21 protein-coding genes and 1 tRNA gene are annotated in these 24,830 nt (G+C 62.5%); 13 read left to right on the forward strand and 9 right to left on the reverse strand.

Annotated elements, in window-relative coordinates:
• Positions 1-5: 5 nt before the first annotated feature.
• Both P3T18_RS25020 and P3T18_RS25025 read right to left on the reverse strand, forming a co-directional pair.
• Entirely contained in the window at positions 6-467 is a 462-nt protein-coding gene (locus P3T18_RS25020; protein WP_429302653.1) for a copper chaperone PCu(A)C, read from the reverse strand.
• 28 nt (positions 468-495) lie between these two features.
• Positions 496-1,164: an SCO family protein gene (locus P3T18_RS25025; RefSeq protein WP_429302654.1), complete on the reverse strand. Its 669-nt coding sequence runs from the start codon at positions 1,162-1,164 to the stop codon at positions 496-498.
• Positions 1,165-1,570: 406 nt separating this feature from the next.
• Between P3T18_RS25025 and otsB the strand changes: the two genes are divergently transcribed.
• Complete coding sequence (otsB, locus tag P3T18_RS25030; protein WP_429302655.1) at positions 1,571-2,320, forward strand: trehalose-phosphatase; 750 nt, start codon at positions 1,571-1,573, stop codon at positions 2,318-2,320.
• Positions 2,321-2,387: 67 nt separating this feature from the next.
• Entirely contained in the window at positions 2,388-3,851 is a 1,464-nt protein-coding gene (otsA, locus tag P3T18_RS25035) for an alpha,alpha-trehalose-phosphate synthase (UDP-forming) (RefSeq protein ID WP_429302656.1), read from the forward strand.
• A 58-nt stretch (positions 3,852-3,909) separates the two neighbouring features.
• Here the strand turns inward: otsA and P3T18_RS25040 are convergent, their stop codons facing one another.
• On the reverse strand, positions 3,910-5,781 hold the full coding sequence (locus P3T18_RS25040; protein WP_429302657.1) for an ABC transporter ATP-binding protein: 1,872 nt from the start codon (positions 5,779-5,781) through the stop codon (positions 3,910-3,912).
• 518 nt (positions 5,782-6,299) lie between these two features.
• Here P3T18_RS25040 and P3T18_RS25045 point away from each other — a divergent pair.
• From P3T18_RS25045 to P3T18_RS25060, 4 genes are all read left to right on the forward strand, one after another.
• Complete coding sequence (locus P3T18_RS25045) at positions 6,300-6,443, forward strand: hypothetical protein (protein ID WP_429302658.1); 144 nt, start codon at positions 6,300-6,302, stop codon at positions 6,441-6,443.
• A gap of 23 nt (positions 6,444-6,466) precedes the next feature.
• Complete coding sequence (locus tag P3T18_RS25050; RefSeq protein WP_429302659.1) at positions 6,467-7,531, forward strand: glycosyltransferase family 4 protein; 1,065 nt, start codon at positions 6,467-6,469, stop codon at positions 7,529-7,531.
• Positions 7,532-7,784: 253 nt separating this feature from the next.
• Entirely contained in the window at positions 7,785-8,642 is an 858-nt protein-coding gene (locus P3T18_RS25055) for a hypothetical protein (protein WP_429302660.1), read from the forward strand.
• Between the two features lie 176 nt (positions 8,643-8,818).
• Positions 8,819-9,283 (forward strand): DUF2214 family protein, encoded by a 465-nt coding sequence (locus P3T18_RS25060; protein WP_429302661.1) that lies wholly within the window; start codon positions 8,819-8,821, stop codon positions 9,281-9,283.
• A gap of 34 nt (positions 9,284-9,317) precedes the next feature.
• On the opposite strand, the gene P3T18_RS25065 is transcribed toward P3T18_RS25060, so the two are convergent.
• The 5 genes from P3T18_RS25065 to P3T18_RS25085 all read right to left on the reverse strand — a co-directional run bounded on the left by P3T18_RS25065 (position 9,318) and on the right by P3T18_RS25085 (position 13,852).
• Positions 9,318-11,195 (reverse strand): ABC transporter ATP-binding protein, encoded by a 1,878-nt coding sequence (locus P3T18_RS25065; protein ID WP_429302662.1) that lies wholly within the window; start codon positions 11,193-11,195, stop codon positions 9,318-9,320.
• Positions 11,196-11,630: 435 nt separating this feature from the next.
• Positions 11,631-11,705, reverse strand: a tRNA-Val gene (locus tag P3T18_RS25070).
• Between the two features lie 48 nt (positions 11,706-11,753).
• On the reverse strand, positions 11,754-12,488 hold the full coding sequence (gene dnaQ / locus P3T18_RS25075; protein WP_429302663.1) for a DNA polymerase III subunit epsilon: 735 nt from the start codon (positions 12,486-12,488) through the stop codon (positions 11,754-11,756).
• Between the two features lie 78 nt (positions 12,489-12,566).
• Positions 12,567-13,013 (reverse strand): ribonuclease HI, encoded by a 447-nt coding sequence (gene rnhA, locus P3T18_RS25080; protein ID WP_429302664.1) that lies wholly within the window; start codon positions 13,011-13,013, stop codon positions 12,567-12,569.
• Complete coding sequence (locus P3T18_RS25085) at positions 13,010-13,852, reverse strand: class I SAM-dependent methyltransferase (protein WP_429302665.1); 843 nt, start codon at positions 13,850-13,852, stop codon at positions 13,010-13,012. The genes rnhA and P3T18_RS25085 overlap by 4 nt, the downstream gene beginning before the upstream one ends.
• A gap of 19 nt (positions 13,853-13,871) precedes the next feature.
• Here P3T18_RS25085 and gloB point away from each other — a divergent pair, with 19 nt between their 5' ends.
• The 7 genes from gloB to P3T18_RS25120 all read left to right on the forward strand — a co-directional run bounded on the left by gloB (position 13,872) and on the right by P3T18_RS25120 (position 24,144).
• Positions 13,872-14,663, forward strand: a complete 792-nt coding sequence (gene gloB, locus P3T18_RS25090) for a hydroxyacylglutathione hydrolase (protein ID WP_429302666.1) — start codon at positions 13,872-13,874, stop codon at positions 14,661-14,663.
• A 157-nt stretch (positions 14,664-14,820) separates the two neighbouring features.
• The gene (locus P3T18_RS25095) at positions 14,821-16,515 is read left to right on the forward strand and encodes a transglycosylase SLT domain-containing protein (RefSeq protein ID WP_429302667.1); all 1,695 of its coding nucleotides are present in this window, start codon (positions 14,821-14,823) and stop codon (positions 16,513-16,515) included.
• Positions 16,516-16,707: 192 nt separating this feature from the next.
• Positions 16,708-17,949, forward strand: coding sequence for an MFS transporter (locus P3T18_RS25100; RefSeq protein ID WP_429302668.1), 1,242 nt, complete (start codon positions 16,708-16,710; stop codon positions 17,947-17,949).
• 427 nt (positions 17,950-18,376) lie between these two features.
• On the forward strand, positions 18,377-19,528 hold the full coding sequence (gene carA, locus P3T18_RS25105) for a glutamine-hydrolyzing carbamoyl-phosphate synthase small subunit (RefSeq protein WP_429302669.1): 1,152 nt from the start codon (positions 18,377-18,379) through the stop codon (positions 19,526-19,528).
• A gap of 207 nt (positions 19,529-19,735) precedes the next feature.
• The gene (carB, locus tag P3T18_RS25110) at positions 19,736-22,990 is read left to right on the forward strand and encodes a carbamoyl-phosphate synthase large subunit (protein WP_429302670.1); all 3,255 of its coding nucleotides are present in this window, start codon (positions 19,736-19,738) and stop codon (positions 22,988-22,990) included.
• 150 nt (positions 22,991-23,140) lie between these two features.
• On the forward strand, positions 23,141-23,617 hold the full coding sequence (greA, locus tag P3T18_RS25115) for a transcription elongation factor GreA (RefSeq protein WP_012433846.1): 477 nt from the start codon (positions 23,141-23,143) through the stop codon (positions 23,615-23,617).
• A gap of 20 nt (positions 23,618-23,637) precedes the next feature.
• Positions 23,638-24,144, forward strand: coding sequence for a DUF4149 domain-containing protein (locus P3T18_RS25120; RefSeq protein ID WP_429302981.1), 507 nt, complete (start codon positions 23,638-23,640; stop codon positions 24,142-24,144).
• Positions 24,145-24,247: 103 nt separating this feature from the next.
• Here P3T18_RS25120 and P3T18_RS25125 read toward each other — a convergent pair whose 3' ends face one another.
• Positions 24,248-24,778: a YhbY family RNA-binding protein gene (locus P3T18_RS25125; protein WP_429302671.1), complete on the reverse strand. Its 531-nt coding sequence runs from the start codon at positions 24,776-24,778 to the stop codon at positions 24,248-24,250.
• Between the last annotated feature and the right edge of the window lie 52 nt (positions 24,779-24,830).

Consider the following 24,830-nt stretch of genomic DNA (forward strand, 5'->3'; position numbering starts at 1 on the left):
CGCGCTTATTGCGTCTGGGCCGGCGACTTGACGGCGAACGGCGTGTCGAGCGTTTCGCCGTCGGAGAACTTCAGCGTGAGATGCACGGTGTCGCCGGGCGCGACCTTGTGCTTCGCTTCTTCCAGCATGACGTGATAGCCGCCAGGCGCGATCGCGACCTGGCCGTGCGCCGGCACGGTCAGCCTGTCGACCATCACCATCTTCTGCGACGAACCGTTCGACACCGTCTGATGCAGCATGGCGTCGCCGTAGTCTTTGCTCGAAATCTCGACGAGATCGATGGGCTTGTCGCCGGCGTTCACGAGCGTGGCGTAACCGGCGGCCGGCAGGTTGCCCGGCAGCCAGCGGACCCACGCGTCCTTGACGCTGATCGCGTGTGGATCGGCGGCCTGCGCGGCCGGAGCAAACGCGAACGAGAGGGCGAGTGTGCAGCTCAGCGCTGCGTATGTCATGGTTTTGATCGACATGGATGGGTCGGAGGTGGACGGTGAAGAATCAGGAGTGGTCGTCGATGATACGGCGCAGGTCCTGGGCGATCGTATCCGGCGTGTCGTGATCGGTGGCGAGCAGTCGCGCGTGGCCCTGTTTGTCGAACACGTAGACGGCGGAGCTGTGGGTGACTTCGTAGTTGCCGTTCGGATCGCGCTTTTCCATCTGGTACGCGACACGGTAGCGCTTGGCAAGCGACTCGATCTGCCAGTCGGTGCCGGTCAAGCCCTCGGCATGTTGCGCGTCGAACGCGCCGACGTATTCGTGCAATGCCTGGGCGGTGTCGCGCGCGGGGTCGACGGTGATGAAGAGAATGCGCACCTGGCTGGCGTCCGGGCCCAGCTTGCCGAGCACCTGCATAAGCCTGCCCATCGTCTCGGGGCACACGTCCGGGCAATGCGTGTAGCCGAAATAGACGAGCGAGGTACGGCCCTTGAAGGTGTCGCCGCTGACCGCGCGGCCGTCGTCGCCGGTCAGTCTGAATTCGAGGTCGGGCAAATGGCCCGTGACGTCCGTCAGATGCCATGGCTCGGCAGGATGCGTGCATCCGGCAAGCAGGGCTATCGCACTCGCGGCCACGCCGAGGGCGAGGCGCGTCGCCCATCGCTGCGAGCGCGCGACGGGTGTCGATGTCGAAACCGTCTGTTGGCGCAGGTTGGAGAGTTTGGGGAACAAAGCAGGTATCTATTACTCGATTAAAGAGCGACGCATGCTGCCATTCATGACCGCGACCGCTGCGCCGCGAATTATCGCCGGGCAAGGTGCGCGAGGGACTGGCGAGACCCGGTTGTGCCACCATGGCGCTAACGAAGCGCGGCCCGCGTGGCAGTGACTGTAGCGCAAAAGTTTTGGCCGCGCCGCGAAGCGCCTGCGGGCGCAAGGTTTGCGAGTCAATTTGACGCATACGCATGAAAGCTGGCCGAAGCCGGATTGTCGTGCTTCTGAATGCAATCCTGAATGGCCGCGGTACAGGCAGCCCGCTGGGCTTGCGCGCAAGCTTACTTTCTCGAAAAATTGACGGATGCGCGGTAAGATGCGCACACTTTTCCGGCCGCCAAAGGCTGAAAGGCAAAACTAACCGATGCAAGCACTTCCGGCTTTTCTGTCTCCTGGCGAGACGGCATTTTTCTTCGACTTCGACGGCACGCTCGTCGAACTTGCATCCACGCCCGACGGCGTGCAGGTGGAACCGCGTGTATTCGATCTGCTCGCCGAATTACGCAGCCTGACGAACGGCGCGGTGGCGGTGGTGTCCGGGCGCGGCATCGAGAGCATCGACGGATTTCTCGCCATGCCCGATCTGCCGATCGCCGGACTGCACGGTGCGGAGCGCCGCGATTCCAATGGCGACGTGCAGCGCATCGGCTTCCACGACGAACGTCTGCTGCGGATGGAGCAGGTTCTCGCGCAGGTCGTCAACGAAAACCCCGGCATGCTGCTGGAAATCAAAGGCGCGGCGCTGGCGCTGCACTATCGCAACGCGCCGGATCGCGAAGCGGTGGCGCGCGCGGCAACCGAACGTCTGGTGGCGGATTACGCGGCTTCGTACGTGCTGCAACCGGGCAAGATGGTCTACGAGATCAAACCGAAAGACGTCGACAAAGGCCGGGCCGTGCGCGCGTTTCTCGATGAACCGCCGTTCGTCGGCCGTCTGCCCGTGTTTGTCGGCGACGACCTGACGGACGAAAAGGGCTTCGCCGTGGTGAACGAGCGCGGCGGCCTCTCGATCAAGGTCGGCGCGGGCGACACTCTCGCGCACACGCGCGTCGAGTCGGTCACGGCCTTGCTCGACTGGCTGCAATCGATTGTGCTGGCGGCGCGCGGAGCATGATGAGCGCGCCGTCGTATCAGCATCACTTCACGCAAATAACGTCGTACTGGACCGGGACGCGCGCTTCATGAGTCGACTCATCATCGTATCGAACCGGGTGGCGCCGATCTCGGAGGGTGGCCCGGCGGCGGGCGGTCTGGCAGTCGGCGTGTACGACGCGCTGAAGGAAACCGGCGGCATGTGGTTCGGCTGGAGCGGCGACGTGCTCGGCTCGGGCCAGCCGCAAATCAAGGTCGAAGAACGCGGCCCCGTGACGTTCGCGACGATCGCGCTGATGCGTCGCGATTACGACCAGTACTATCGTGGTTTTTCGAACGCGACGCTGTGGCCGGCGTTTCACTATCGCGCCGATCTGCTGCAGTACGACCGGCACGATTTCGAAGGTTATTGCCGCGTCAATGCGTGGCTCGCGCAGCAACTCGTGCCGCTTCTACGCGACGACGACGTCATCTGGGTTCACGACTATCACCTCATCCCGTTCGCGCAGGCTTTGCGCGCGGCGGGCGTGAAGAACCGTATCGGTTTTTTCCTGCACATTCCGTTTCCCGCGTCGCAAGTGCTGCTCGCCGTGCCGCCGCATCGCCAACTGGTGGAAGCGCTGTGTTCGTTCGACCTGCTCGGTTTTCAGACGGCGCCGGATCTGCGCGCCTTTTGCGATTACATCGTCAACGAGGCGGGCGGCACGGTCGAGCCGTCGGCGAACGGGCCACTCACGATTCACGCATTCGAGCGCACCTTGCGTGCGGCGGCGTATCCGATCGGTGTCTATCCGGATGAAATCGCGGAACTTGCGAAAGCAGGTGAGCGTGGCAAGCCGGTTCGCACCATGAAGGCCACCTTGCACTCACGCAAGCTGATCATGAGCGTGGACCGCCTCGATTATTCGAAAGGCCTGGTCGAGCGGTTTCGTGCGTTCGAGCGTTTGCTCGAACATTGGACCGCGCAGCGCAACAAGGTCTCGTTCCTGCAGATCGCGCCGCCCACGCGCGCAGATATGCGCGCGTACCAGGACATCCGTTTGCAACTCGAAGGCGAGTCGGGGCGAATCAACGGCCGTTTCGCGGAGCTCGACTGGACGCCGATTCTGTACATCCACAAACAGTACGAGCGCTCCGTACTCGCGGCGCTGTTTCGTACGGCGCATGTCGGCTATGTCACTCCGTTGCGTGATGGGATGAATCTCGTCGCCAAGGAATACGTGTCGGCGCAAGACCCCGAGAATCCCGGCGTCCTCGTGCTTTCACGCTTTGCCGGCGCTGCGCAGGAACTGGACGGCGCGCTGATCGTGAATCCGGTCGATATCGACGGCATGGCCGAGGCGCTCGCGAAGGCGCTCGACATGCCGCTCGTGGAGCGTCAGGCACGGCATCGCGACATGATGGCCCAGTTGCGCGAGAACAATGTCTCGGTCTGGCGCGACAATTTCATGCGCGATCTGCAGGCGGCACATGGTGCGAAACATGGTGCAACACGCACGAAAACAGTGAAAGTGCGGGCCGGATCGGGCAAGAAAGCTGCCTCGGCCCATTGAGTCTTTCGGGAATAAAAAAAGCCGCTTCGAGCGGCTTTTTTTGTCGGTGCGGGTTGGATCAGACGACGTGCTGTTCGTCGACTTTCTTGCCGCCGATATGCAGCGTCGTGCCCTTGCCGTATTGCTTCGACAGCAGATCGCGATACAGGCCCGGCCGCTGACGCAATTCTTCGGGACTGCCGTCGTCGATGACTTTGCCAGCGCTCATCACGATGATGCGGTCGAAGTTGTTGAGCGTCGACAGACGGTGCGCGATGGCGATCACCGTGCGACCGACCATCAGGCGGTCGAGGGCTTTCTGGATCGCTTCTTCGGACGAACTGTCGAGCGCGGACGTGGCTTCGTCCAGCAGCAGGATCGGCGCGTTCTTCAGAATGGCACGCGCGATCGCGATGCGCTGACGTTGGCCACCCGAGAGCTTCACGCCGCGATCGCCGACGATCGTATCGAAGCCTTCCGGCATCGCTTCGATGAAATCGGAGCAACGTGCTTCACGGGCCGCCGCCAGCACCTCTTCGCGCGTGGCGTCGGGACGTCCGTAAGCGATGTTCTCGTACACCGTGCGATGGAACAGCGAGATGTCTTGCGGCACCAAAGCGATGGCATGACGCAGACTGTCCTGCGTGATCGTGGCGATGTCCTGCCCGTCGATCTTGATCGCGCCGCCCTGCGTTTCGTAGAAGCGCTGCAGCAGCGCCAGCACGGTGGACTTGCCCGCGCCGGATTTGCCGATCAGGCCGACCCGCTGGCCCGGTTCGATGTGCAGATCGAAGTGATCGAGAATCGGACGGCGGCGCGGATACGCGAACGTGACGCCTTCGAAGTCGACCCGGCCGCCTTGCGGCACGAGTTCGGTCGCGTCGTTACGGTCCGGCATGCCGTGTGGTTCGAGCAGCGTGCGAACGGCTTCGGCGAGACGCGCGACGTGCTGCGTGACGTCCACCAGTGCCACCGCCAGATCTCGCGTGCCGTGCAAAATCGTAAATCCGAGCGAGCTGACCAGAACGATGTCGCCGGAGGTTGCCTTGCCTTGATCCCACAGCCACAGCGCCCAGCCCAGCAGGCCGGCGGACAGCAGGGCGGTGATCACCGCGTGGAGTAGACGCAGTTTTTCGAGGTACAGCAGGCTCTGCTGGCGCGCGTCCATCTCGGCCTTGACCGTGGCGCCGAACCGCTGCTGCTCGCGGAACGTCATGCCGAAGGCGCGCACGAGGCCCATGTTGCTGATCACGTCGACCAGTTCGCCGTCCACCGAGGCGGCCTTGGTGGCGAAGTGATGGTGACGCGCCGAGCCGCGCCCGGCCAACTTGTACAGCACCACCGAGAGAATCGCCGAGCACAGCATGAGGCCGCCGGCCATCAGCGGATTCACGGCGATGATCATGACGATGGCACCCAGCACCGCGATGCACGGCGGCAGCACGTTCCAGGCGGTGGTGTTCTCGGCGGTGTAGACGGCGTTCGAGGTCGCGGTGATCCGGCTCGCCAGCATGCCGGGCTGCTTCTCTGAGTAGTAACTGGGTGAGTGCCCCGACAGATAGGAGAAGAGGTCCCGGCGCAAATCGCCCGTGACCGCGACGAACGTATGCGCCGCGACCCACCCGCCGACCCGCCACAGCAGGTTATCGGCGGCGATCAGGCCAACGAGGATGGCGAACGCGCCCCACAGTGGTCCGGGATGATGGCGTCCTTCGCCGAGCACGTCGATCAGATGCTTGATCGCGTACTGCGAAGCGAGCGCACAGCCCACGGCCGCAAACACGCTGCACAGCACGATCGCATGCGCGAGCGGATGGCGGCGGATAAAGCGGAAAAGAAACGCAAGCGGACGGTGCGCATAGCTCGCGAGCTTTGCGTCCTTGGCGTTGCGCTGGGCGATGGTTAATTGTTCCAATTGATCTGAGGTCGGAGTGTGTTTCGGGTTGTGCATGCAAAGCACGGGCCACGGCGAAAATTCATTGTTCGCCGTCAAGCCGATGCTTCGCATTGTAAACATGCAAAAGCGATTGCGCCCTGTGTATCCGGGCGAAGACGCGACTGATTTTGCGATAGATGACCGCGACTCACTGCTACTCGACCACGAACCGGGGCCGATCGTTCAGGCGGGCGGCGAAAAATTCTGGAAAAATTCGAGATATAATTACAAGTTGCATACAGCGGCGGCAAGACATTAGTTGAGCGTTTCTTCAATGTTTGCCGGCAAAGTTGGCGCAGATGCTTACAGATGCCTCGGTCACGGCCCGTGTTGCAAGTCAGTTGCCACTTTAGAACTGTCTTATAAAACAAGGGTTTGCAAAGTGTTTCTTCTTTGTAACAACGTAAAGACTTTGAAATGTTGTGCCGCAGCACAATATCCGGCACTGATAATGCATGCTCGATTGGCCCGGCGAAATATCTGACAGTTTGTCAACGTAGGTGCAGCGTGTGCGTTTACCGGCACATGCACAGATGGTGATCGGCCAGTCTGGGCTCTTTACCCAAGCGATTCATCGCAAGATTTCTCGAAAGTATCAGGCCCGCGCCGGCATGACCGGCCAGACTGCCCTGGCGAGCAAGCGAGTCGCTTTTACCAAACGCAGCACCTTTGCCTGATTTTTTACGAGGAGTTCTTCATTATGCGAATCGCTCAAATCGCTCCCCTGCACGAGGCGGTTCCTCCCAAGCTTTACGGTGGTACGGAACGTGTTGTGTCCTACCTGACCGAAGCTTTGGTTGAACAGGGTCACGACGTTACGCTCTTCGCGAGCGGCGATTCGCAAACCTCCGCGAAGCTCGAAGCGTTCTGGCCGCAGGCACTGCGCCTCGACCCGACCATCCGCGACGTGATGGCGCCGCACATGCTGCTGCTCGAAGAAGTGCGCCGCCGCGCCGACGAATTCGACGTGCTGCATTTCCACATCGATTACTACCCGTTCTCGCTGTTCGCGCGTCAGCCGGTGCCGTTCCTGACCACGATGCACGGCCGTCTCGACCTGCCGGAACTGCAACCGATTTTCAACACGTTCAGCGACGTGCCGGTCGTGTCCATCTCGGACAACCAGCGCCTGCCGCTGCAACAGGCAAACTGGCTGCAAACCGTTTATCACGGTCTGCCGGAAGACGTGCTCACGCCGATCCTCAATGTCGAACCGGGCTACCTCGCTTTCCTCGGCCGCGTTTCGCCGGAGAAGGGCCTCGACCGCGCGATCCGCATCGCCGGCCAGGCAGGCATGAAGCTGAAGGTCGCTGCAAAGATCGACAAGGCCGACCGCGCTTACTACGAAGAAGTGATCAAGCCGCTGATGGCGCTGCCGCACGTCGAGTACATCGGCGAAATCGGCGAGTCGGAAAAGCGTGAATTCCTCGGCAACGCGCATGCACTGGTGTTCCCGATCGACTGGCCGGAGCCCTTCGGTCTGGTCATGATCGAAGCGATGGCGTGCGGTACGCCGGCAATCGCGTTCAACCGCGGTTCGGTGCCGGAAGTGATCGAAAACGGCGTGTCGGGCTTCGTCGTCGAAGACGAAATCAGCGCGGTCGCTGCAGTCAAGCGTCTGCACACGCTGTCGCGCGCCGGTGTGCGCAAGGCGTTCGAGTCGCGCTTCTCGTCGAAGGTCATGGCGCAGAACTACGTCGCCACCTACGAAGAACTGCTGCGCCAGAAGCACCGCACGGTGCTTCGCGAAGTCAACGCGAGCTAATCTGGTCCAGCTCATGCTGGATAGATGAAGCAAGCGAAGCGTTACGCGAATCCTTTCCGGATGGTCCGCATAATCGCCAGCAACGCCCCGCAAGCCTTTCGGCAGCGGGGCGTTGTTGCAAGCGCGCCGCGTTTTTGCGCATGAGCGTCAGAAAGTATCGTTTTGCGTGCGGCAGGATGAGCCGCTCTCCGTAATATCCCTATAATGGCCCTGCCGCAAAAACTGGCTGCGGCGCCGACGAATGGAGGATGCCTTGGCGAGAACGAAAGAGACGCGTGCGAACGCGGCGCCCGGCGCCGGAACGATTTTCGCGTTGCGCGCCATCGGTCTCGTGCTGCTTGCCCGTTGGCTGTTTTCAATGGCGCAGATGGATCTGGGCGCCTCGCTTTCGGCCATGGTGTCGTCGCCGTGGGCCTGCATCAACCTTGTTTTCCTTTTCCTGCTGATTTTCTTGCCTGGCGCGCGAGCTGTCGCCGAACGTCCGTTTCATCCGCTGCCGCAATGGCTGCGGCAGGCGTTGCGGGTCTTCGCCTTTCTCGGTTTCCTGTTTGCCGCGTGGTCGGTCGGTGCGTTCGTCGCGAGCGCGGGCTGGCGGCGTGCGGCACAAGCCGTCGCGGCTACGAACGGCTGGCTGCTGGCCGCACCGGCGCTTTACGCCGCCGTGATGTGGATCTGCCGTCCGCGGGCGCTCTGGCGTACGAATGTTGCCGCGCGGCGTTTCGCGATCGGTCGTTATGCGGTGGCGCTCGATCCGGCCACGCGCACGGTGATCGTGTGGGCAGAGCGCCGGAAAGTCGGCCAGTACGACGCGCGTGAATTGTCCGTGCGATGGGCGCTCGGTTCCGCCGCGCCGTCGGCGCCGCCACCCGGCCCGGCCGTCGCGACCGTGGCATTCGGCATGGCGGGCGAGGGCAGCCAGACTGCGCAGGTCGGCGCCGCTGCCGCTCCGGCGGTTGCGCACGGCTTCGGTCGTCGTCCGAAAATTGAACTGCTGTGGGATTCGCCGGCAGCGGCCGGTCACAATCGCCAAACTGTCTTCCGTACGGCGCTCACTACCGAAGGCGATCGGGTCGCGGCGCGAGCGCTTGACACCTCTCTGCGGCAAGTCTGAATCTGAGTACTGTGCTCTCGGCCCTATCCGCGCTTGCGGCAGGCGTCGTAAAGTAAGCGTGTTCGGATTGTCGTCGTGGTAACTGAAGTCGCTGCTGAGCAAGGTCGTCCGGCGTCTGTCTGCGCGGGGCGAGTGAAACGTACATCGTTCGTGTTGCCTCGTTTGCAGGAGTCGCCATGCTGGTTCGCTGGTTACTTGCCGCCATTCACTTGCTTGCTTACGGCTTCGCGCTCGCGTCGATTCTCCGGCGCACCTGGGCGCTGCGCCGGGCAACGGTGCCGGCGGCATTACGGTCGGTGTTTCGCGCCGACACCGGATGGGGCCTGTCGGCTCTCGTGCTGATCGTTACCGGACTGATACGGGCATTCGGCGGCTACGAGAAGGGTGCCGACTACTATCTGCACGAACCGCTTTTCCACGCCAAGATGACCTTGCTGGTGCTGATCCTGATTCTCGAGGTTCCATCCATGCTTGCGCTCATGCGCTGGCGCGCCGCGCTCAGAAAAAAAGCACCGCCGGATCTACACCGTGCGCGCGCTTATGCACGCTACAGCGTCATCCAGACGGTGCTGCTCGTCCTCATGGTATTCGCCGCCACCGGCATGGCGCGCGGCGTCGGCTTACCCGCTGGCGTCGTGTAATCAACGACGCCGGCTTGCCGGGTTATCGACTCGCTTACTTGCCGACCAGCAGGCTCGAGTCGTCGGTACGGGCAGCCTTCGCGACGGTGGCTTTGGGTACGACTTCGGGGTCGTTCAAACCCTTGATCAGTTCGAGCGCCTGCCGCTCGAAAAGCCGCCGGTAAAGCCCGTTTTCGAGCCTGATCAGCGTGTCGTGGCTGCCTTCCTCTATCACCTTGCCCTTGTCCAGCACCAGCAGCCGGTCAAGTGCGCGCACGGTCGACAGCCGGTGTGCGACCACCAGCGTCGTGCGTCCGGTCATCAGGCGCTCCATGGCCTGCTGGATCAGCACTTCGCTCTCGCTGTCGAGACTCGACGTCGCCTCGTCCAGAATCAGGATCGGTGCGTCGGCGAGAAACGCCCGTGCAATCGCTACGCGCTGACGCTCGCCGCCCGAAAGCTTGACGCCTCGCTCGCCGACCAGCGTGTCGTAGCCGTTAGGGAGCGCCGCGATGAAGTCGTGAGCATTCGCCAGCCGCGCCGCGCGCTCGATGTCGGCCTGGCTTGCGCCTGGTTTGGCGTAAGCGATGTTCTCCGCCAGCGAGCGGTGAAACAGCACCGGTTCCTGCTGCACGATCGCGATCTGACGGCGCAGCGAAGCCTGCTTCACTTGCGCGATGTCCTGCCCGTCGATCGTGATGCGACCGCCGGAAATATCGTACAGGCGCTGGATCAGCTTGATGAAAGTCGTCTTGCCCGAACCCGAATGCCCGACCAGACCGATGCGTTCGCCCGGCGCGATGCGCATGGAGAAATCGTCGTAGAGCGGTTTCTCGGTCGCGCCATAGTGAAACGTGACATGCTCGAAACGGATTTCGCCTTTGTCGATCGCAATCGGACCCGCGCCCGGGCGATCTTCGATCCCGAGTGGCTGACTGTCGAGCGACACGAGTTCTTCCATGTCGTTGACCGAGCGTTGCAGGTTGCGAATGTGCATGCCGACGTCGCGCAGATAGCCTTGCAGCATGAAGAACATGGTCAGCGCGAACGTGATATCGCCGACACCTGCCTCGCCGCGCGCCCACAGCAACAGTGCCACGCCGAGGATCGCGGCCTGGATCGCGACCAGCATCGTGCCCTGCAGTCCGCCGTTGAGCGTGCCGCGCATCCACGTGCGCCGCGTGCGATGACGCCATTTGGCAATCACGCGCGCGAGCAGCGCTTCTTCGCGCTCTTCCGCGCCGAATGCCTTCACGACGCCGTTGCAACTCACGGCGTCCGCGAGCGCGCCGCCCATGCGCGTATCCCACGCGTTGGCGAGGCGTGCCGCAGGCGCGACGAAGCCGAGCGACATGGCAACTGTCACCGCGATATACACCGCCGAGCCGACGCCGACGACCGCGCCCATCAACGGCCAGCGCCAGCCGAGCAGGGTGGTCGCGCCGAGCAGCATGACGAGCGACGGCAGCAGCGCGATCAGCAGCGTGTCGTTGAGCAGGTCGAGCGCCCACATTCCGCGCGTGATCTTGCGCACCGTGGAACCGGCAAAGCTGTTGGCGTGCCAGTCGGTAGAAAAACGCTGCACGCGATGGAAAGCGTTGGCGGCGATCTCGCTCATCATCTGCAACGTCAGCCGGATGATGTTGAAGTACACGCCTTGACGCAGCAGGGTTGCGCCGAGGCCGAGCGCGGCCAGCACGCAGAACGCCGTGATCGCCGCGTGCCAGGCCGTGCCGTTGCTGGCCGCGCCGGAGGCGATCGCGTCGACGAGCCGGCCGGCGTACATCGGCGTGAGGACATCGGCAATCGCCGACAGCAGCGCGAGACTCATGATGACGACGATGCGCCAGGGTTGCCGCGCCCAGTGACGGAAGGTGAAGCCGAGGACATCCTTGAAGGCCTGTCCGCGAAAGTCGAGTTTTTTGATGGTCATTTGCCACGACCCGGTGATGCTTGAGCGCACCGAGGTTCCAGTCAGAAGCGAAAGGAAGAGACAGTCGATTGGCGCCGGATACGACCGGCGGGAATGCTGCGAACTGTCTGGGAATTGCGCGGTATGCCGATCAGGCAAAACCGCAATTGCGACGACTCAGATTCGCGACGACGGTCGCGAGACCATGCCGGGGAAGCACATATGCACTGCGAACATGTGACGCCTCCCTGAAGTCGAAGAAGTGAAGGGAATTGGATCGGAGCGGATGTCCGAGAACTCACTATATCAGCAGTATTTTGCTGCCGCAATCGTACGAGGTTTCGCTGTTGACAGCGATGCTGATCCGCTCTCGTTCAGCTTGCGAGCAAATCCGCTTCGGAAAACAAAAAGCCCTCGAATTCATTCGAGGGCTTTTTCTTGCGGGTCACGCGAATCTGGTGGGTGGTACAGGGATTGAACCTGTGACCCCTGCCGTGTGAAGGCAGTGCTCTACCGCTGAGCTAACCACCCGAAGAGAGCCGAATTATGTCAGGGATTTTTCAGCTCGTCTAGTACTTTTTAAGCGGTTTGCTCATCCGAGGCGGGGGCCGGTTCGAGACGCCACACGCTCGTTCCTTTGATCGCCTTGTCGAGTCCATCGAGTACCGCCTGGTGCTCGACGAGTTCGTCTTCGCTGGCGGAGATGACGATCAGATCCAGCGAGTCGAGCGCGACGCGCGGCGCGTGTGCATCGCCGCCGCCATGTGCGTCGCCCAGCATGTCGATGACGAGGCTCTCCTGGCCGCGCGTCATGGCCAGATAGACCTCGGCGAGCAACTCCGAGTCGAGCAGTGCGCCGTGCAGCGTGCGGTGTGCATTGCTGATGCCGAAGCGATCGCACAGTGCGTCGAGCGAATTGCGTTTGCCCGGGAACATCTGCTTGGCGCGTGCGAGCGTGTCGATGATCTCGCCGCAATACGTGTTCACCGGCGGCAAGCCGAGCAGTGCGAATTCGGCGTCGAGAAAGCCGATGTCGAACGGCGCGTTGTGGATGATCAGTTCCGCGTCCTGGATGAAGTCGCGGAACTGGTCGGCGATCTCGGCGAACTTGGGTTTGTCGCTGAGAAACTCGGTGGTCAATCCGTGAACCGCCAGTGCGCCCGGATCGCTGTCGCGTTCCGGGTTGATGTAGAAGTGCAGGTTGTTACCCGTCAGCCGGCGATTCACCATTTCGACGCAACCGAGTTCGAGAATCCGGTCGCCGGTACGTGCATTCAGGCCGGTAGTTTCGGTGTCGAGGATGAGTTGACGCATGTCGGAATAGCCTGGTCAGAAAATGTGTGCAAAAGAGAAGTGCGACGGCGATTGTCGCCGTAACGGCCAGACCGTCGATCAGACGGCCGTCAGCGACGCGACGCCGCGATTGGCCAGCTGGTCGGCGCGCTCGTTTTCCGGGTGGCCATTGTGGCCGCGCACCCAGCGCCATTCGATCTGGTGCTGCGCGACCAGCGCGTCGAGCCGTTTCCACAGATCGGCGTTCTTCACCGGCTGTTTCGCCGCCGTGATCCAGCCTTTCTTCTTCCAGCCGTGAATCCACTCGCTGATGCCTTTCTGCACGTACTGGGAATCGGTGTGGACGACCGCTTTGCACGGGCGCTTGAGCGCTTCGAGCGCGGCGATCACGCCCATCAGCTCCATGCGATTGTTGGTGGTGTTGGCTTCGCCGCCGAACAGTTCTTTCTCTTGGTCGCCGAAGCGCAGCAGCGCGCCCCAGCCGCCGGGGCCGGGATTGCCTTTGCAGGCGCCGTCGGTGTAGATGTCGATGATGTCAGAGGTCATTGATGGTGGTGTCGTGTGTTCGGGGTGGCGGCGGGCGCGAGGCCGGCGGCAAGGACGGGCTTTTTCACTTTCAGCGGACCGACGAGGCGCATGCCGCGCACGCGCTTGATCGCCTTGATCATGTAGGTGGCGCCGAAGATCGGCCACCAGCGGTCACCGGCCGCTTCCATGAAACCGTAGCGCGAGAGCCACTGGTCGCTGTCGAGCGGCGGACGATAGCAGCCGAAGCGCCCGCGTTCAAGGTCGAAGCCGAGCAGTTTGATCCAGTCTTTGAGGCGCGTAAACGCGATCAGATCGACTGCCGACGGCACGAACGGCCGGCCGGTCATCTTGCCGACCGATTGCCGCGCGCCCCACAGCGAAAGTGAATTGAAGCCCGAAATAATCAGTTGCCCCTCGGGCATCAGCACGCGTTCGGCTTCGCGCAGCAGCCGGTGCGGGTCGCTCGTGAATTCGAGTGTGTGCGGCATCACGATCAGGTCGACGCTTTGCGCTTCGAAGGGCAGGTCGAGCAGGTCGCACCACACGGCGCTGCGCCCGGCCGGCGCGGACAGGCCTTGCGGGCCGACGTTGCCGGGACCTCGGCCGTTCGCACCGCCCACGTTGCGCGGATACGTGTACGGCGCGCTGGCGCCGCTCGCCGCGTCCAGCACGAGGCCGCGGCACGGCATGCGATTTTCGCGCAGCGCGTCGAGTTGCGGCAGGCCGAGCTGCAGCGCATGGTAGCCGAATACGTCCGACACCACGCGATCGAGCTGGGTTTGCTCCCAGTCGAGTACGTAGCGGCCGGGCGGCGAATCGGTCCACGCGGGCCAGTCTATAATCGCTCGGTCAGTCATATCTGAGAATGCGTCGCCTATGAATGCGCTCGAGTACGTACCGGTCCCGGCGTTTGAAGACAATTACATCTGGGTCGTTTCCGACGGGCACCATGCGGTGGTCGTCGATCCGGGTGAGGCCGCCCCTGTGCGCGCTTATCTTGAGAAACGCGGTTGGCGGCTGAGCGCTATTTTACTCACGCACCATCATCAAGACCACGTCGGCGGGGTAGCCGATCTGCTGAATGGCCAGGCCGTACCCGTGTACGGCCCGGCCGGTGAGGCGATCGAGCATCTCACGCAACGTCTCGCAAATGGAGATCGCGTCACGATCCAGTCGCCCGCGCTCGAATTCACGGTGTTGGACGTGCCCGGCCACACCAGCGGTCACATCGCCTATTTTCAGGCGGCCGACCCCAACGGCACGCCGCACGTGTTTTGCGGCGACACGCTGTTCGCCTGCGGTTGCGGCCGGCTGTTCGAAGGCACGCCGAAACAGATGCTGGCGTCGCTCGACGCGCTCGCCGCGCTGCCCGGCGCGACGGAAGTCCACTGCGCCCACGAGTACACGCTCTCGAACATCCGTTTTGCGCTGGCCTGCGAGCCCGGCAACCTCGAACTGCAAGCCTGGCGGGACAAAGCGAATGCGCTGCGGGCGCGCCAAGTGCCGACTTTGCCGACCACGATCGCCCATGAACGCGCGGTCAATCCGTTCTTGCGCGCCGGCGAACCGGCCGTCCAGGCAACCCTGCAGGCGCAGTTGCATGAAACGGTGCCGGATCGACTGGCGGCATTTACGCTGATGCGCGAATGGAAAAATCGTTTTCGTTGAACTAATCCGTGCGAGGGTAATCCTCAAGCGAAGAATCGCGAAAATTCGCCAAGCCTTAGATTTCCTTGATTTTTTTCGTAATATTCCGATTGACGTAAACGTTGCTGTTTCGTACTATCGGCTGCAAATTCCAGCCCTTGTGGAAGCCGAGACGTTCATGAGATTTATCTTTAGTGCGTTATTGGTCCTGACACTCGCCGCCTGCGCGAGCCAGGGACCGACGACGAATAGCCCGACCACCGCAACAAACCCCGCCAGCCAGCAAGCCGTAGCCGACGCCCTTCGCAAGACAGCCACCGCCAAAGAGACGATCAACGTCGATCAAGGCTCGGTCGATCAATTGACGAGCGCCGACGCCGACCTTTGGGGCCGCATTCGTCGTGGCTTCCAGATGCCGGATCTGCAAACCGACCTTGTCGACATGCAGGTCAACTGGTACGCACAGCGTCCCGACTACGTGCAGCGCATGACCGAGCGCTCGCAAAAATACCTGTATCACATCGTCGAAGAACTCGAGGCGCGCCATATGCCGACCGAGTTGGCGCTGCTGCCGTTCATCGAATCGGCGTACAGCCCGCAGGCGCTGTCGGTCGCGAAGGCGGCGGGCATGTGGCAGTTCATGCCGGGCACCGGTCGTACTTACAACCTCAAGCAGAACATGTGGCAGGACGAGCGCCGCGACGTGCTGGCGTCCACCAGCGCCGCGCTCGATTACCTTTCGCGTCTGCATGACATGTTCGGCGACTGGCAACTCGCGCTAGCCGCGTACAACTGGGGCGAGGGCAACGTTCAGCGCGCGATCGCGCGCAACGAAGCGGCGGGTCTGCCGACCGACTACCTCAGCCTGCGCATGCCGAACGAAACGCGCAACTACGTGCCGAAACTTCAGGCGGTCAAGAACATCGTGATGAACCCGCAGGTCTACGGGCTCACGCTGCCGTCCATTCCGAATCACCCGTATTTCGTCACCGTCACGACCTCGCACGACATCGACGTGGAGATGGCCGCGAAGCTGGCGAATCTGTCGATCGAAGAATTCCGTTCGCTGAATCCGTCGTTCAGAAAGCCGGTGATTCTCGGCGCCACACAGCCGCAAATCCTGCTGCCGTTCGACAACGCGAGCGCGTTCGAGCGCAATCTGAAAACTTACTCGGGTTCGCTGTCGTCGTGGACCACCTACACGGTCACCGAGCGCTCGGCGCCCGCGGCGATCGCGCAGAAAATCGGCGTCGACGCAGACACGCTGATGGAAGTGAACAAGATTCCGGTCGGCATGCGTCTGAAGCCGGGCTCGACGATCGTCGTGCCGCGCGGCTCGGACGACGACGAAGACATCAGCGCGGACGTCGCCGAGAGCGCCGTGCTTGCCATGGAACCGGACGTTCCCGATACGCGCAAGATGCTGATCCGCGTGCGCCGGAATCAGTCCATGGCGGCCATCGCCGTGCGGTACGACGTGTCGGTCGGTCAACTGAAGGCCTGGAACCGTACCCGCCGCGATCAGGTTTCGCGCGGTCAGGTGATTGTGCTCCACGTGCCGGTTGGCAAAGCCATGCCGAGCGAGCCGGGCCCGGAACGTATCGCGGCCGACGTGCAGGGCGGCGGTGTCGAAAAGATCGGCACCCGTGTTGCGGACACGCGCAGCGAATCGCGCTACGATAAGAAAAAGGGTCGTGGCCATACCGGCGTCGTGAAGGTGTCCGAGCCGGTAGGCAAAGTCAGCAAGCCGACAGCGTCTGCTGCCACCAAGGGCAAAGTGACGAAGGTGTCGGCTTCCACGTCCGGCAAGGCGTCGAAGGCTGTGGCGGAAAGCCGCCCGAAGACCGCGGCCAGCGCGAAGAAGGGTAAGTAGACCAACAGCGGCTCCACGGTAGTGACCACATGCGTTGCGGGGGCAGCGCATGAATTGCGCTCCGATCACGCACCGTGTTTCTTTCAACGCCGTCACCTCTGGTGACGGCGTTTTTCATTCTGCAGACTAATCGGGCAGCCTGGATCAGATTCCTTTATTGTTCGTGCCTGTTCACGCTGGAATTTTTTCGTCATGTCGCTTACCCAGCTTCGCGTCTTCGTTCTGTTCTCAGCCGGTTACTTCGTCTCGTACGTGTTTCGCGGCGTCAATTTAGGTTTCGCGCCCGCCATCACCCACGAACTCGGCTTGTCGGCCGCCGACCTGGGCGTGCTGACCAGTCTGTACTTTCTCGGCTTCGCGGGTGCGCAGATTCCGGCCGGCGTGCTGCTCGATCACTACGGCGCGCGTCGCGTCACGGCCGTTACGATGCTGTTTGCCGCGCTCGGCATCTGGGTGTTCGGCGCGGCGCACGGCGTCGGCGTGATGATGCTCGGGCGGTTGCTGATCGGCGTCGGCGTGTCGGTGTGTCTCGGCGCGGCGTTCAAGGCGCTGGCGCAACATTTCGAACCGGCGCGTCTGCCGCTGATGAACGGGCTCGTGATGGCCGTCGGCGGCTTCGGCGGCGTCATGGTCGGTACGCCGTTGACCTGGATCTTGACGTTCGCGAACTGGCGGGCAGTGTGCATCGGCTTGGGCATATTGACGGTGCTGGTGTCGGTGGCGCAATGGACGCTCCTGCCCGACGCCCAACAACCGCGGCATCAGGCGAGTATCGGCACGCAATTCAAGGGCACGCTGCATATTTTGCGCAGCGCCGCGTTCTGGAAAATCGGTTCGTTTTCGATCGTCACGCAAGGCGTTTTTTACGCGATGCAGTCACTGTGGGTCGGCGCGTGGTTGCGCGACGTGCAGGGTTTCGCGCCGCGTGAGGCGGCTTCGCTGGTGTCCGTGCTCGGCTTTGCGATGATGGCGGGCTGCGTCGGCTTCGGCGCGGCGGCGCGCGGTCTCGAGCGACGCGGCGTGTCGCTATACGCGTTCTGCGGCATCGGCATGGCCTTGTTCGTCATCACCCAGTTGCTGATCATGTTCGGCGCGCCGCTCCCTGCCGGGCTGTTATGGGCGGGCTATGGCGTGTTCGGCGGCACGGGCATTCTGAGCTACGCGATCATGGCGCGGCACTTTCCGGCGAGCATGACGGGGCGCGTCAACACCACGCTCACGCTCACCATTTTTGTGCTGATTTTCGGTTTTCAGATCGGCGTGGGGGCGGTGCTGTCGCACTGGCCTGCCAACGGCGGCCACTATCCGGCCGCCGCACATCTCTGCGCCTGGGGCATTCTGGTCGCGCTGCAAGTGGTCAGCGGCATCTGGTACGTGATGCCCGGCCGGACCCGCAATCAGCCGGTTCCGGCGCCCGTCCCGCAAGAAAACTGACCGTCGAAAGTGTGTGGCGCGGAGGGGCGTCATTTTTACCCGCGCTATCCCGAATGGTCGCGTGGAAAATTTGTCTTTCGGCCGCTGAAGCCGGTCCAGTAAGGATTTCTTTGGGGTAGGGTCAGGCGTTTCCACACCGTCGCACCATCTCGGATTTGGCGGGAAGGGCGGATTCAAGCTATAATTACAAGGTTTGAGCTTATCAACCCGCACCCTAGCGCCTACCTCTCCCATACCGTTCATCCGCCGCGCGCAGCTGACGCCCCGCACCTTAGCCGATCCGTCCACACAATGGACTCATCGCGCCCCTTGCGACGTTAGCGGCAGTACGCGAGCGAGTCTGCGCGCGCATCCCACGGATGCGTTTCGCTGCGGCTCGCAGTCGGATAGACAGGTCGGCAACAGGGTGTTCCCCAAGGAGTCTCCCGTGTTGCCGTCATTTTCTCCCGCTCTGCTCGCGCTCGCCGACGGCACGGTCTTTCGTGGTTACTCGATCGGCGCCCCCGGCCATACGATCGGCGAAGTCGTGTTCAACACCGCTATCACCGGCTATCAGGAAATCCTGACCGACCCGAGCTACGCGCGCCAGATCGTGACCCTCACGTATCCGCACATCGGTAACGTCGGCGTCAATGCCGAAGACGTCGAAGCCACGAAAGTCCATGCCGCCGGCCTGATCATCCGTGATCTGCCGGTCCTCGCGTCGAATTTCCGCATGGAGCGCACGCTCCCGCAATACCTGAAAGACGAAGGCGTGGTGGCTATCGCCGGTCTCGACACCCGTATGCTGACACGCGTTCTGCGCGACAAGGGTGCACAGAACGGCGCAATTCTCGCCGGCTCCGATGACGAAGCGAAGGCCATCGAACTGGCGCGCTCGTTCCCGGGGCTGTCGGGCATGGACCTCGCGAAGGTCGTGTCGACGAAGGAAACCTACGAATGGACCCAGACGGAATGGCGTCTGGAAACCGGCTACGGCAAGCAGAACGCGCCGAAGTACCGCGTGGTCGCATTCGATTACGGCGTGAAGTACAACATTCTGCGCATGCTGGCCGAACGCGGCTGCCACGTCACCGTGCTGCCGGCGCAAGCCACCGCGGCCGACGCGCTCGCGCTCAACCCGGACGGCATCTTCCTGTCGAACGGCCCCGGCGACCCGGAACCGTGCGACTACGCGATCGCTGCCACCAAAGAGTTGATCGAGCGCGGCATTCCGACCTTCGGCATCTGTCTCGGTCACCAGATCATGGGTCTCGCGGTCGGCGCAAAAACCATGAAGATGAAAACCGGTCACCACGGCGCGAACCATCCGGTGAAGGATCTCGACGACGGCCGCGTGGTCATCACGTCGCAGAACCACGGCTTCGCGGTCGACGCCGACACGCTGCCGGCCAACGCGAAGGTTACGCACGTCTCGCTGTTCGACGGCACGCTGCAAGGCTTCGCACTGACCGACAAGCCGGCGTTCTGCTTCCAGGGTCACCCGGAAGCGTCGCCGGGTCCGCACGACATCGCCTATCTGTTCGACCGCTTCACCGCGTTGATGGACACGAAGAAGGCCGGCAAGACCGCGGCATAAATCAGCTTGTGACGCGCCCCGGCGGCGCGCGGCTCGACGAGCGCGCCGCCCCTGGCGCGAGGCACGGCGAGCCGCACACAACACAGCGCGCGCAAGTTTGAAACGGCGCGCGCCGACGTAAAGAATTGCAACCGAGTTGCATGGGACCGGAGTAAGGCGCTAAAGCGCCAACTCAGGTCGGCACAGGAATACATTAGCGAGAGCGTTATGCCGAAGCGGACAGACATCAAGAGCATCCTCATCATCGGCGCGGGTCCGATCATCATCGGCCAGGCGTGCGAGTTCGACTACTCGGGCGCGCAGGCGTGCAAGGCGTTGCGTGAGGAAGGCTACAAGGTCATTCTCGTCAACAGCAATCCCGCGACGATCATGACCGACCCGAACACGGCCGACGTGACCTACATCGAGCCGATCACGTGGGAAGTCGTGGAGCGCATCATCGCCAAGGAGCGCCCCGACGCGATCCTGCCGACGATGGGCGGCCAGACCGCGCTGAACTGCGCGCTGGATCTCCACGCGCACGGCGTGCTGGAAAAGTACAAGGTCGAGCTGATCGGCGCGTCGCCGGAAGCCATCGACAAGGCGGAAGACCGTCAGAAGTTCAAGGACGCGATGACCAAGATCGGCCTCGGTTCGGCCAAGTCGGGCACCGCGCATTCCATGGAAGAAGCGCTGCAGGTGCAGGCGAAGATCGCGGTCGAAACCGGCAGCGGCGGCTATCCGGTCGTGATTCGCCCGTCGTTCACGCTGGGCGGTTCGGGCGGCGGCATTGCCTACAACCGCGACGAATTCGAAGAGATCTGCAAGCGCGGTCTCGATCTGTCGCCCACGCGCGAACTGCTGATCGAAGAATCGCTGCTCGGCTGGAAAGAGTACGAGATGGAAGTGGTCCGCGACAAGCAGGACAACTGCATCATCGTCTGCTCGATCGAAAACCTGGACCCGATGGGCATTCACACGGGCGACTCGATCACGGTCGCGCCGGCGCAAACGCTCACCGACAAGGAATATCAGATCCTGCGTAACGCCTCGCTCGCGGTGCTGCGCGAAATCGGCGTGGACACGGGCGGGTCGAACGTTCAGTTCTCGATCAATCCGAAAGACGGCCGGATGATCGTTATCGAAATGAATCCGCGCGTGTCGCGTTCGTCGGCACTGGCGTCGAAGGCAACCGGTTTCCCGATCGCCAAGGTCGCGGCGAAGCTGGCGTGCGGCTACACGCTGGACGAACTGAAGAACGAAATCACCGGCGGTCAGACGCCGGCGTCGTTCGAGCCGACCATCGACTACGTCGTCACCAAGATTCCGCGTTTCGCGTTCGAGAAATTCCGCGAAGCCGATTCGCGCCTGACCACGCAGATGAAGTCGGTCGGCGAAGTGATGGCCATTGGCCGCACCTTCCAGGAGTCGTTCCAGAAGGCGCTGCGCGGTCTGGAAGTGGGCGTGGACGGTCTCGATGAAAAGACCGACAACCGCGACGAGATCATCCGCGAGATCGGCGAAGCCGGTCCGGATCGCATCTGGTACGTCGGCGACGCGTTCCGTGTCGGCATGACGGCCGAGGAAATTTTCGAAGAAACCTCGATCGACCCGTGGTTCCTCGCGCAGATCGAACAGATCGTGCTGAAGGAAAAGGCGCTGGCCGGCCGCACGCTCGCGAGCCTGTCGAAAGAAGAACTCAAGTATCTGAAGCAGAGCGGCTTCTCGGACCGTCGTCTGGCGAAACTGCTCGGCGCGAAGCCGGCCGACGTGCGTCAGCGCCGTATCGAGTTGAACGTGCGTCCGGTGTACAAGCGCGTCGACACGTGCGCGGCCGAATTCGCCACGAAAACCGCCTACATGTACTCGACCTACGAGGAAGAGTGCGAAGCGAATCCGACGAACAACAAGAAGATCATGGTGCTGGGCGGCGGCCCGAACCGGATCGGCCAGGGTATCGAGTTCGACTACTGCTGCGTGCACGCCGCGCTCGCCATGCGCGAAGACGGCTACGAAACGATCATGGTCAACTGCAACCCTGAAACCGTTTCGACCGACTACGACACGTCCGATCGTCTGTACTTCGAATCGCTCACGCTCGAAGACGTGCTCGAAATCGTCGACAAGGAAAAGCCGGTTGGCGTGATCGTTCAGTACGGCGGTCAGACGCCGCTGAAGCTCGCACTCGACCTCGAAGCGAACGGTGTGCCGATCGTCGGCACGTCGCCGGACATGATCGACGCGGCCGAAGACCGCGAGCGTTTCCAGAAGCTGCTGCAGGACCTCGGCTTGCGCCAGCCGCCGAACCGCACCGCGCGCGCGGAAGACGAAGCCCTCAAGCTCGCCGAAGAAATCGGCTACCCGCTGGTGGTGCGTCCGTCGTACGTGCTGGGCGGCCGCGCAATGGAAATCGTCCACGAGCCGCGCGACCTCGAGCGCTACATGCGCGAGGCCGTCAAGGTGTCGAACGATTCGCCGGTGCTGCTCGACCGCTTCCTGAACGACGCGATCGAGTGCGACGTCGATTGCATTTCGGATGGCGAAGCCGTGTTCATCGGCGGCGTGATGGAGCACATCGAACAGGCAGGCGTCCACTCGGGCGACTCGGCTTGCTCGCTGCCGCCGTACTCGCTGTCGCAGGTCACGATCGACGAACTCAAGCGTCAGACCGCCGCGATGGCCAAGGCGCTGAACGTCGTCGGTCTGATGAACGTGCAGTTCGCGATCCAGCAGGTGCCGCAAGCGGATGGCTCGAAAGAAGACATCATCTACGTGCTGGAAGTGAATCCGCGCGCCTCGCGTACCGTGCCCTACGTGTCGAAGGCGACCAGCCTGCCGCTCGCGAAGATCGCGGCGCGTGCGATGGTCGGTCAGACGCTCGCGCAGCAAGGCGTCACGAAGGAAATCGTGCCGCCGTATTTCAGCGTGAAAGAGGCCGTGTTCCCGTTCGTCAAGTTCCCGGCGGTCGATCCGGTGCTCGGACCGGAAATGCGCTCCACCGGCGAAGTGATGGGCGTCGGCATGACATTCGGCGAGGCGCTGTTCAAGTCGCAACTCGCGGCGGGTTCGCGTCTGCCGGAGTCGGGCACGGTGCTGCTCACCGTAATGGACGCCGACAAGCCGAAGGCGGTCGAAGTCGCGCGCATGCTGCACGAACTCGGCTATCCGATCGTCGCAACCAAGGGTACGGCTGCCGCGATCGAAGCGGCCGGCGTGCCGGTCAAGGTCGTCAACAAGGTGAAGGACGGCCGTCCGCACATCGTCGACATGATCAAGAACGGCGAGATCGCGCTGGTCTTCACCACCGTCGACGAAACGCGCGCGGCGATCGCCGATTCGCGTTCCATCCGCATGAGCGCGCAGGCGAACAAGGTCACGTATTACACGACCATGTCCGGCGCACGGGCCGCGGTGGAAGGTTTGCGCTATTTGAAGAACCTGGAAGTCTATGATTTACAAGGCCTCCACGCTCGCCTAAACTAAGGCGTCAAATACCTGTCCAAGATGTAAGTGCCGCGGTTAAGCGGCGTTCCGCAGGTGCTTGGGTCCGGATTGTGTCCGGCGCTCCGGCCCTGCGGAATGCACTTAACCGCGGTGATTTTTTTTACGGCTGTTTTTTGCATAGAGTTGTTTATGAGCACTGTTCCATTGACGAAGCGCGGCGCGGAAATGTTGCGCGATGAATTGCAGCGCCTGAAATCGGTCGAGCGTCCGTCGGTGATCAATTCGATCGCCGAAGCGCGTGCCCAGGGCGATCTGTCGGAAAACGCGGAATACGACGCAGCGAAAGAAAAGCAGGGCTTTATCGAAGGCCGGATTGCCGAAATCGAATCGAAGCTTGCCGGCGCGCAGGTGATCGATCCTGCCGCGGTAGAAGCGGATGGTCGCGTGGTGTTCGGCGCGACGGTGGAACTGGAAGACCTGGATTCGGGTGCGTCCGTCAAGTATCAGATCGTCGGCGACGACGAAGCCGACATCGACCACGGCCTGATTTCGATCAGCTCGCCGATCGCGCGCGCGCTGATCGGCAAGTCGGAAGGCGACGTGGCATCGGTGCAGGCACCGGGCGGCGTGCGCGAGTACGAAATCATCGCGGTTAGCTACGTTTGAAGGCGGCTCCGGTGTCCACGATGCCGCATCGACTATTCCGTCTGCTGACGGTGGTATGGGTGGGCAGTCTGCTGACCATCGGCTATGCGGTGGCGCCGGTGTTGTTCACGTCGCTCGACCGGATGACGGCGGGCGCGGTGGCTGCGCAACTGTTTCGCATTGAAGGTGTGCTGGGCGCGGTCTGCGGTATTTTGCTGCTGGGTCTGGCCAACGTACTCGTTCGCCGTGGCAACGACGCCTATCGGCGCCTGCGCTGGCTGATCGCCGGTATGCTGATCTGCGTGCTGGTCGGCTACTTCGCGTTGCAACCGTTCATGAATGCGTTGCGTGTGGCGGCAGCAGAGGCCGGCAGCGATGTGGGACATTCGGCGTACGCCACGCGATTCGGCATCCTGCATGGCGTGTCGAGCCTCTTCTATCTGATCGAGAGCCTGCTGGGTGTGGCGCTGGTGTGGAAGCTGCCGGCGGGAATGAGCGCGGTGGCGGAGCAGGGCGCTCGCAATGCTGCGGGAAAAGTGACCGGCTAGGTCAGCGTTCCGACCTTGGTGATGGCTGCTCCCGGTATGGTTTCGAGCAGCTCACGTGAAGCGTGGCAAGGTGCGGGCGTGGCCCACACCTCTCACCAGTTTCTTACTTCGACGATTGATGCGCGCGCTTTGCGCTGGTTTGACGCTTCTTGGCGCGCTTGATGTTGCCGCCTTGCGTGACACGCTCATTGCCACGCACCACCACGGCTTTGGCCTTCGGCTTGCGCATTGGTACTTCGCTGGGCTTGACCACTTTCACTACGCGCGGCGCGCGGCCTTTACCCGGTTTGGCTTCGACAGCGGCTTCACGAGCGCTCGGCAGGGCGCCGCGTTTGGCCTTCGCAGCCGGTTGCGCAGCGGCTTCCGGCTTCCAGATCACCAGCAACTTGCCGATATGCTGGATCGGCGCGGCGTTCAGCTGATCGCAGATCTGTTCGTAGATCGCGATGCGCTCTTCGCGTTCGTCGCCAAAAACGCGGATCTTGATGAGTTGATGGGCCCCGAGGTGGACCTTGATTTCAGAGAGAACGGCGTCGGTCAAACCTTCGGCGCCGACGAGCACGACCGGTTTGAGCGCATGTGCCTGGGAGCGCAACTCGGCGCGTTGGTCGGAAGAGACTTTGAGGGCGGGCATGGAAAGTAGGAGACTCGACTAAAATGGCGGCACCTGCAGATCCGAGAGATTC

The organism is Paraburkholderia sp. GAS199 (genome assembly GCF_050436585.1).
Lineage (GTDB): Bacteria > Pseudomonadota > Gammaproteobacteria > Burkholderiales > Burkholderiaceae > Paraburkholderia.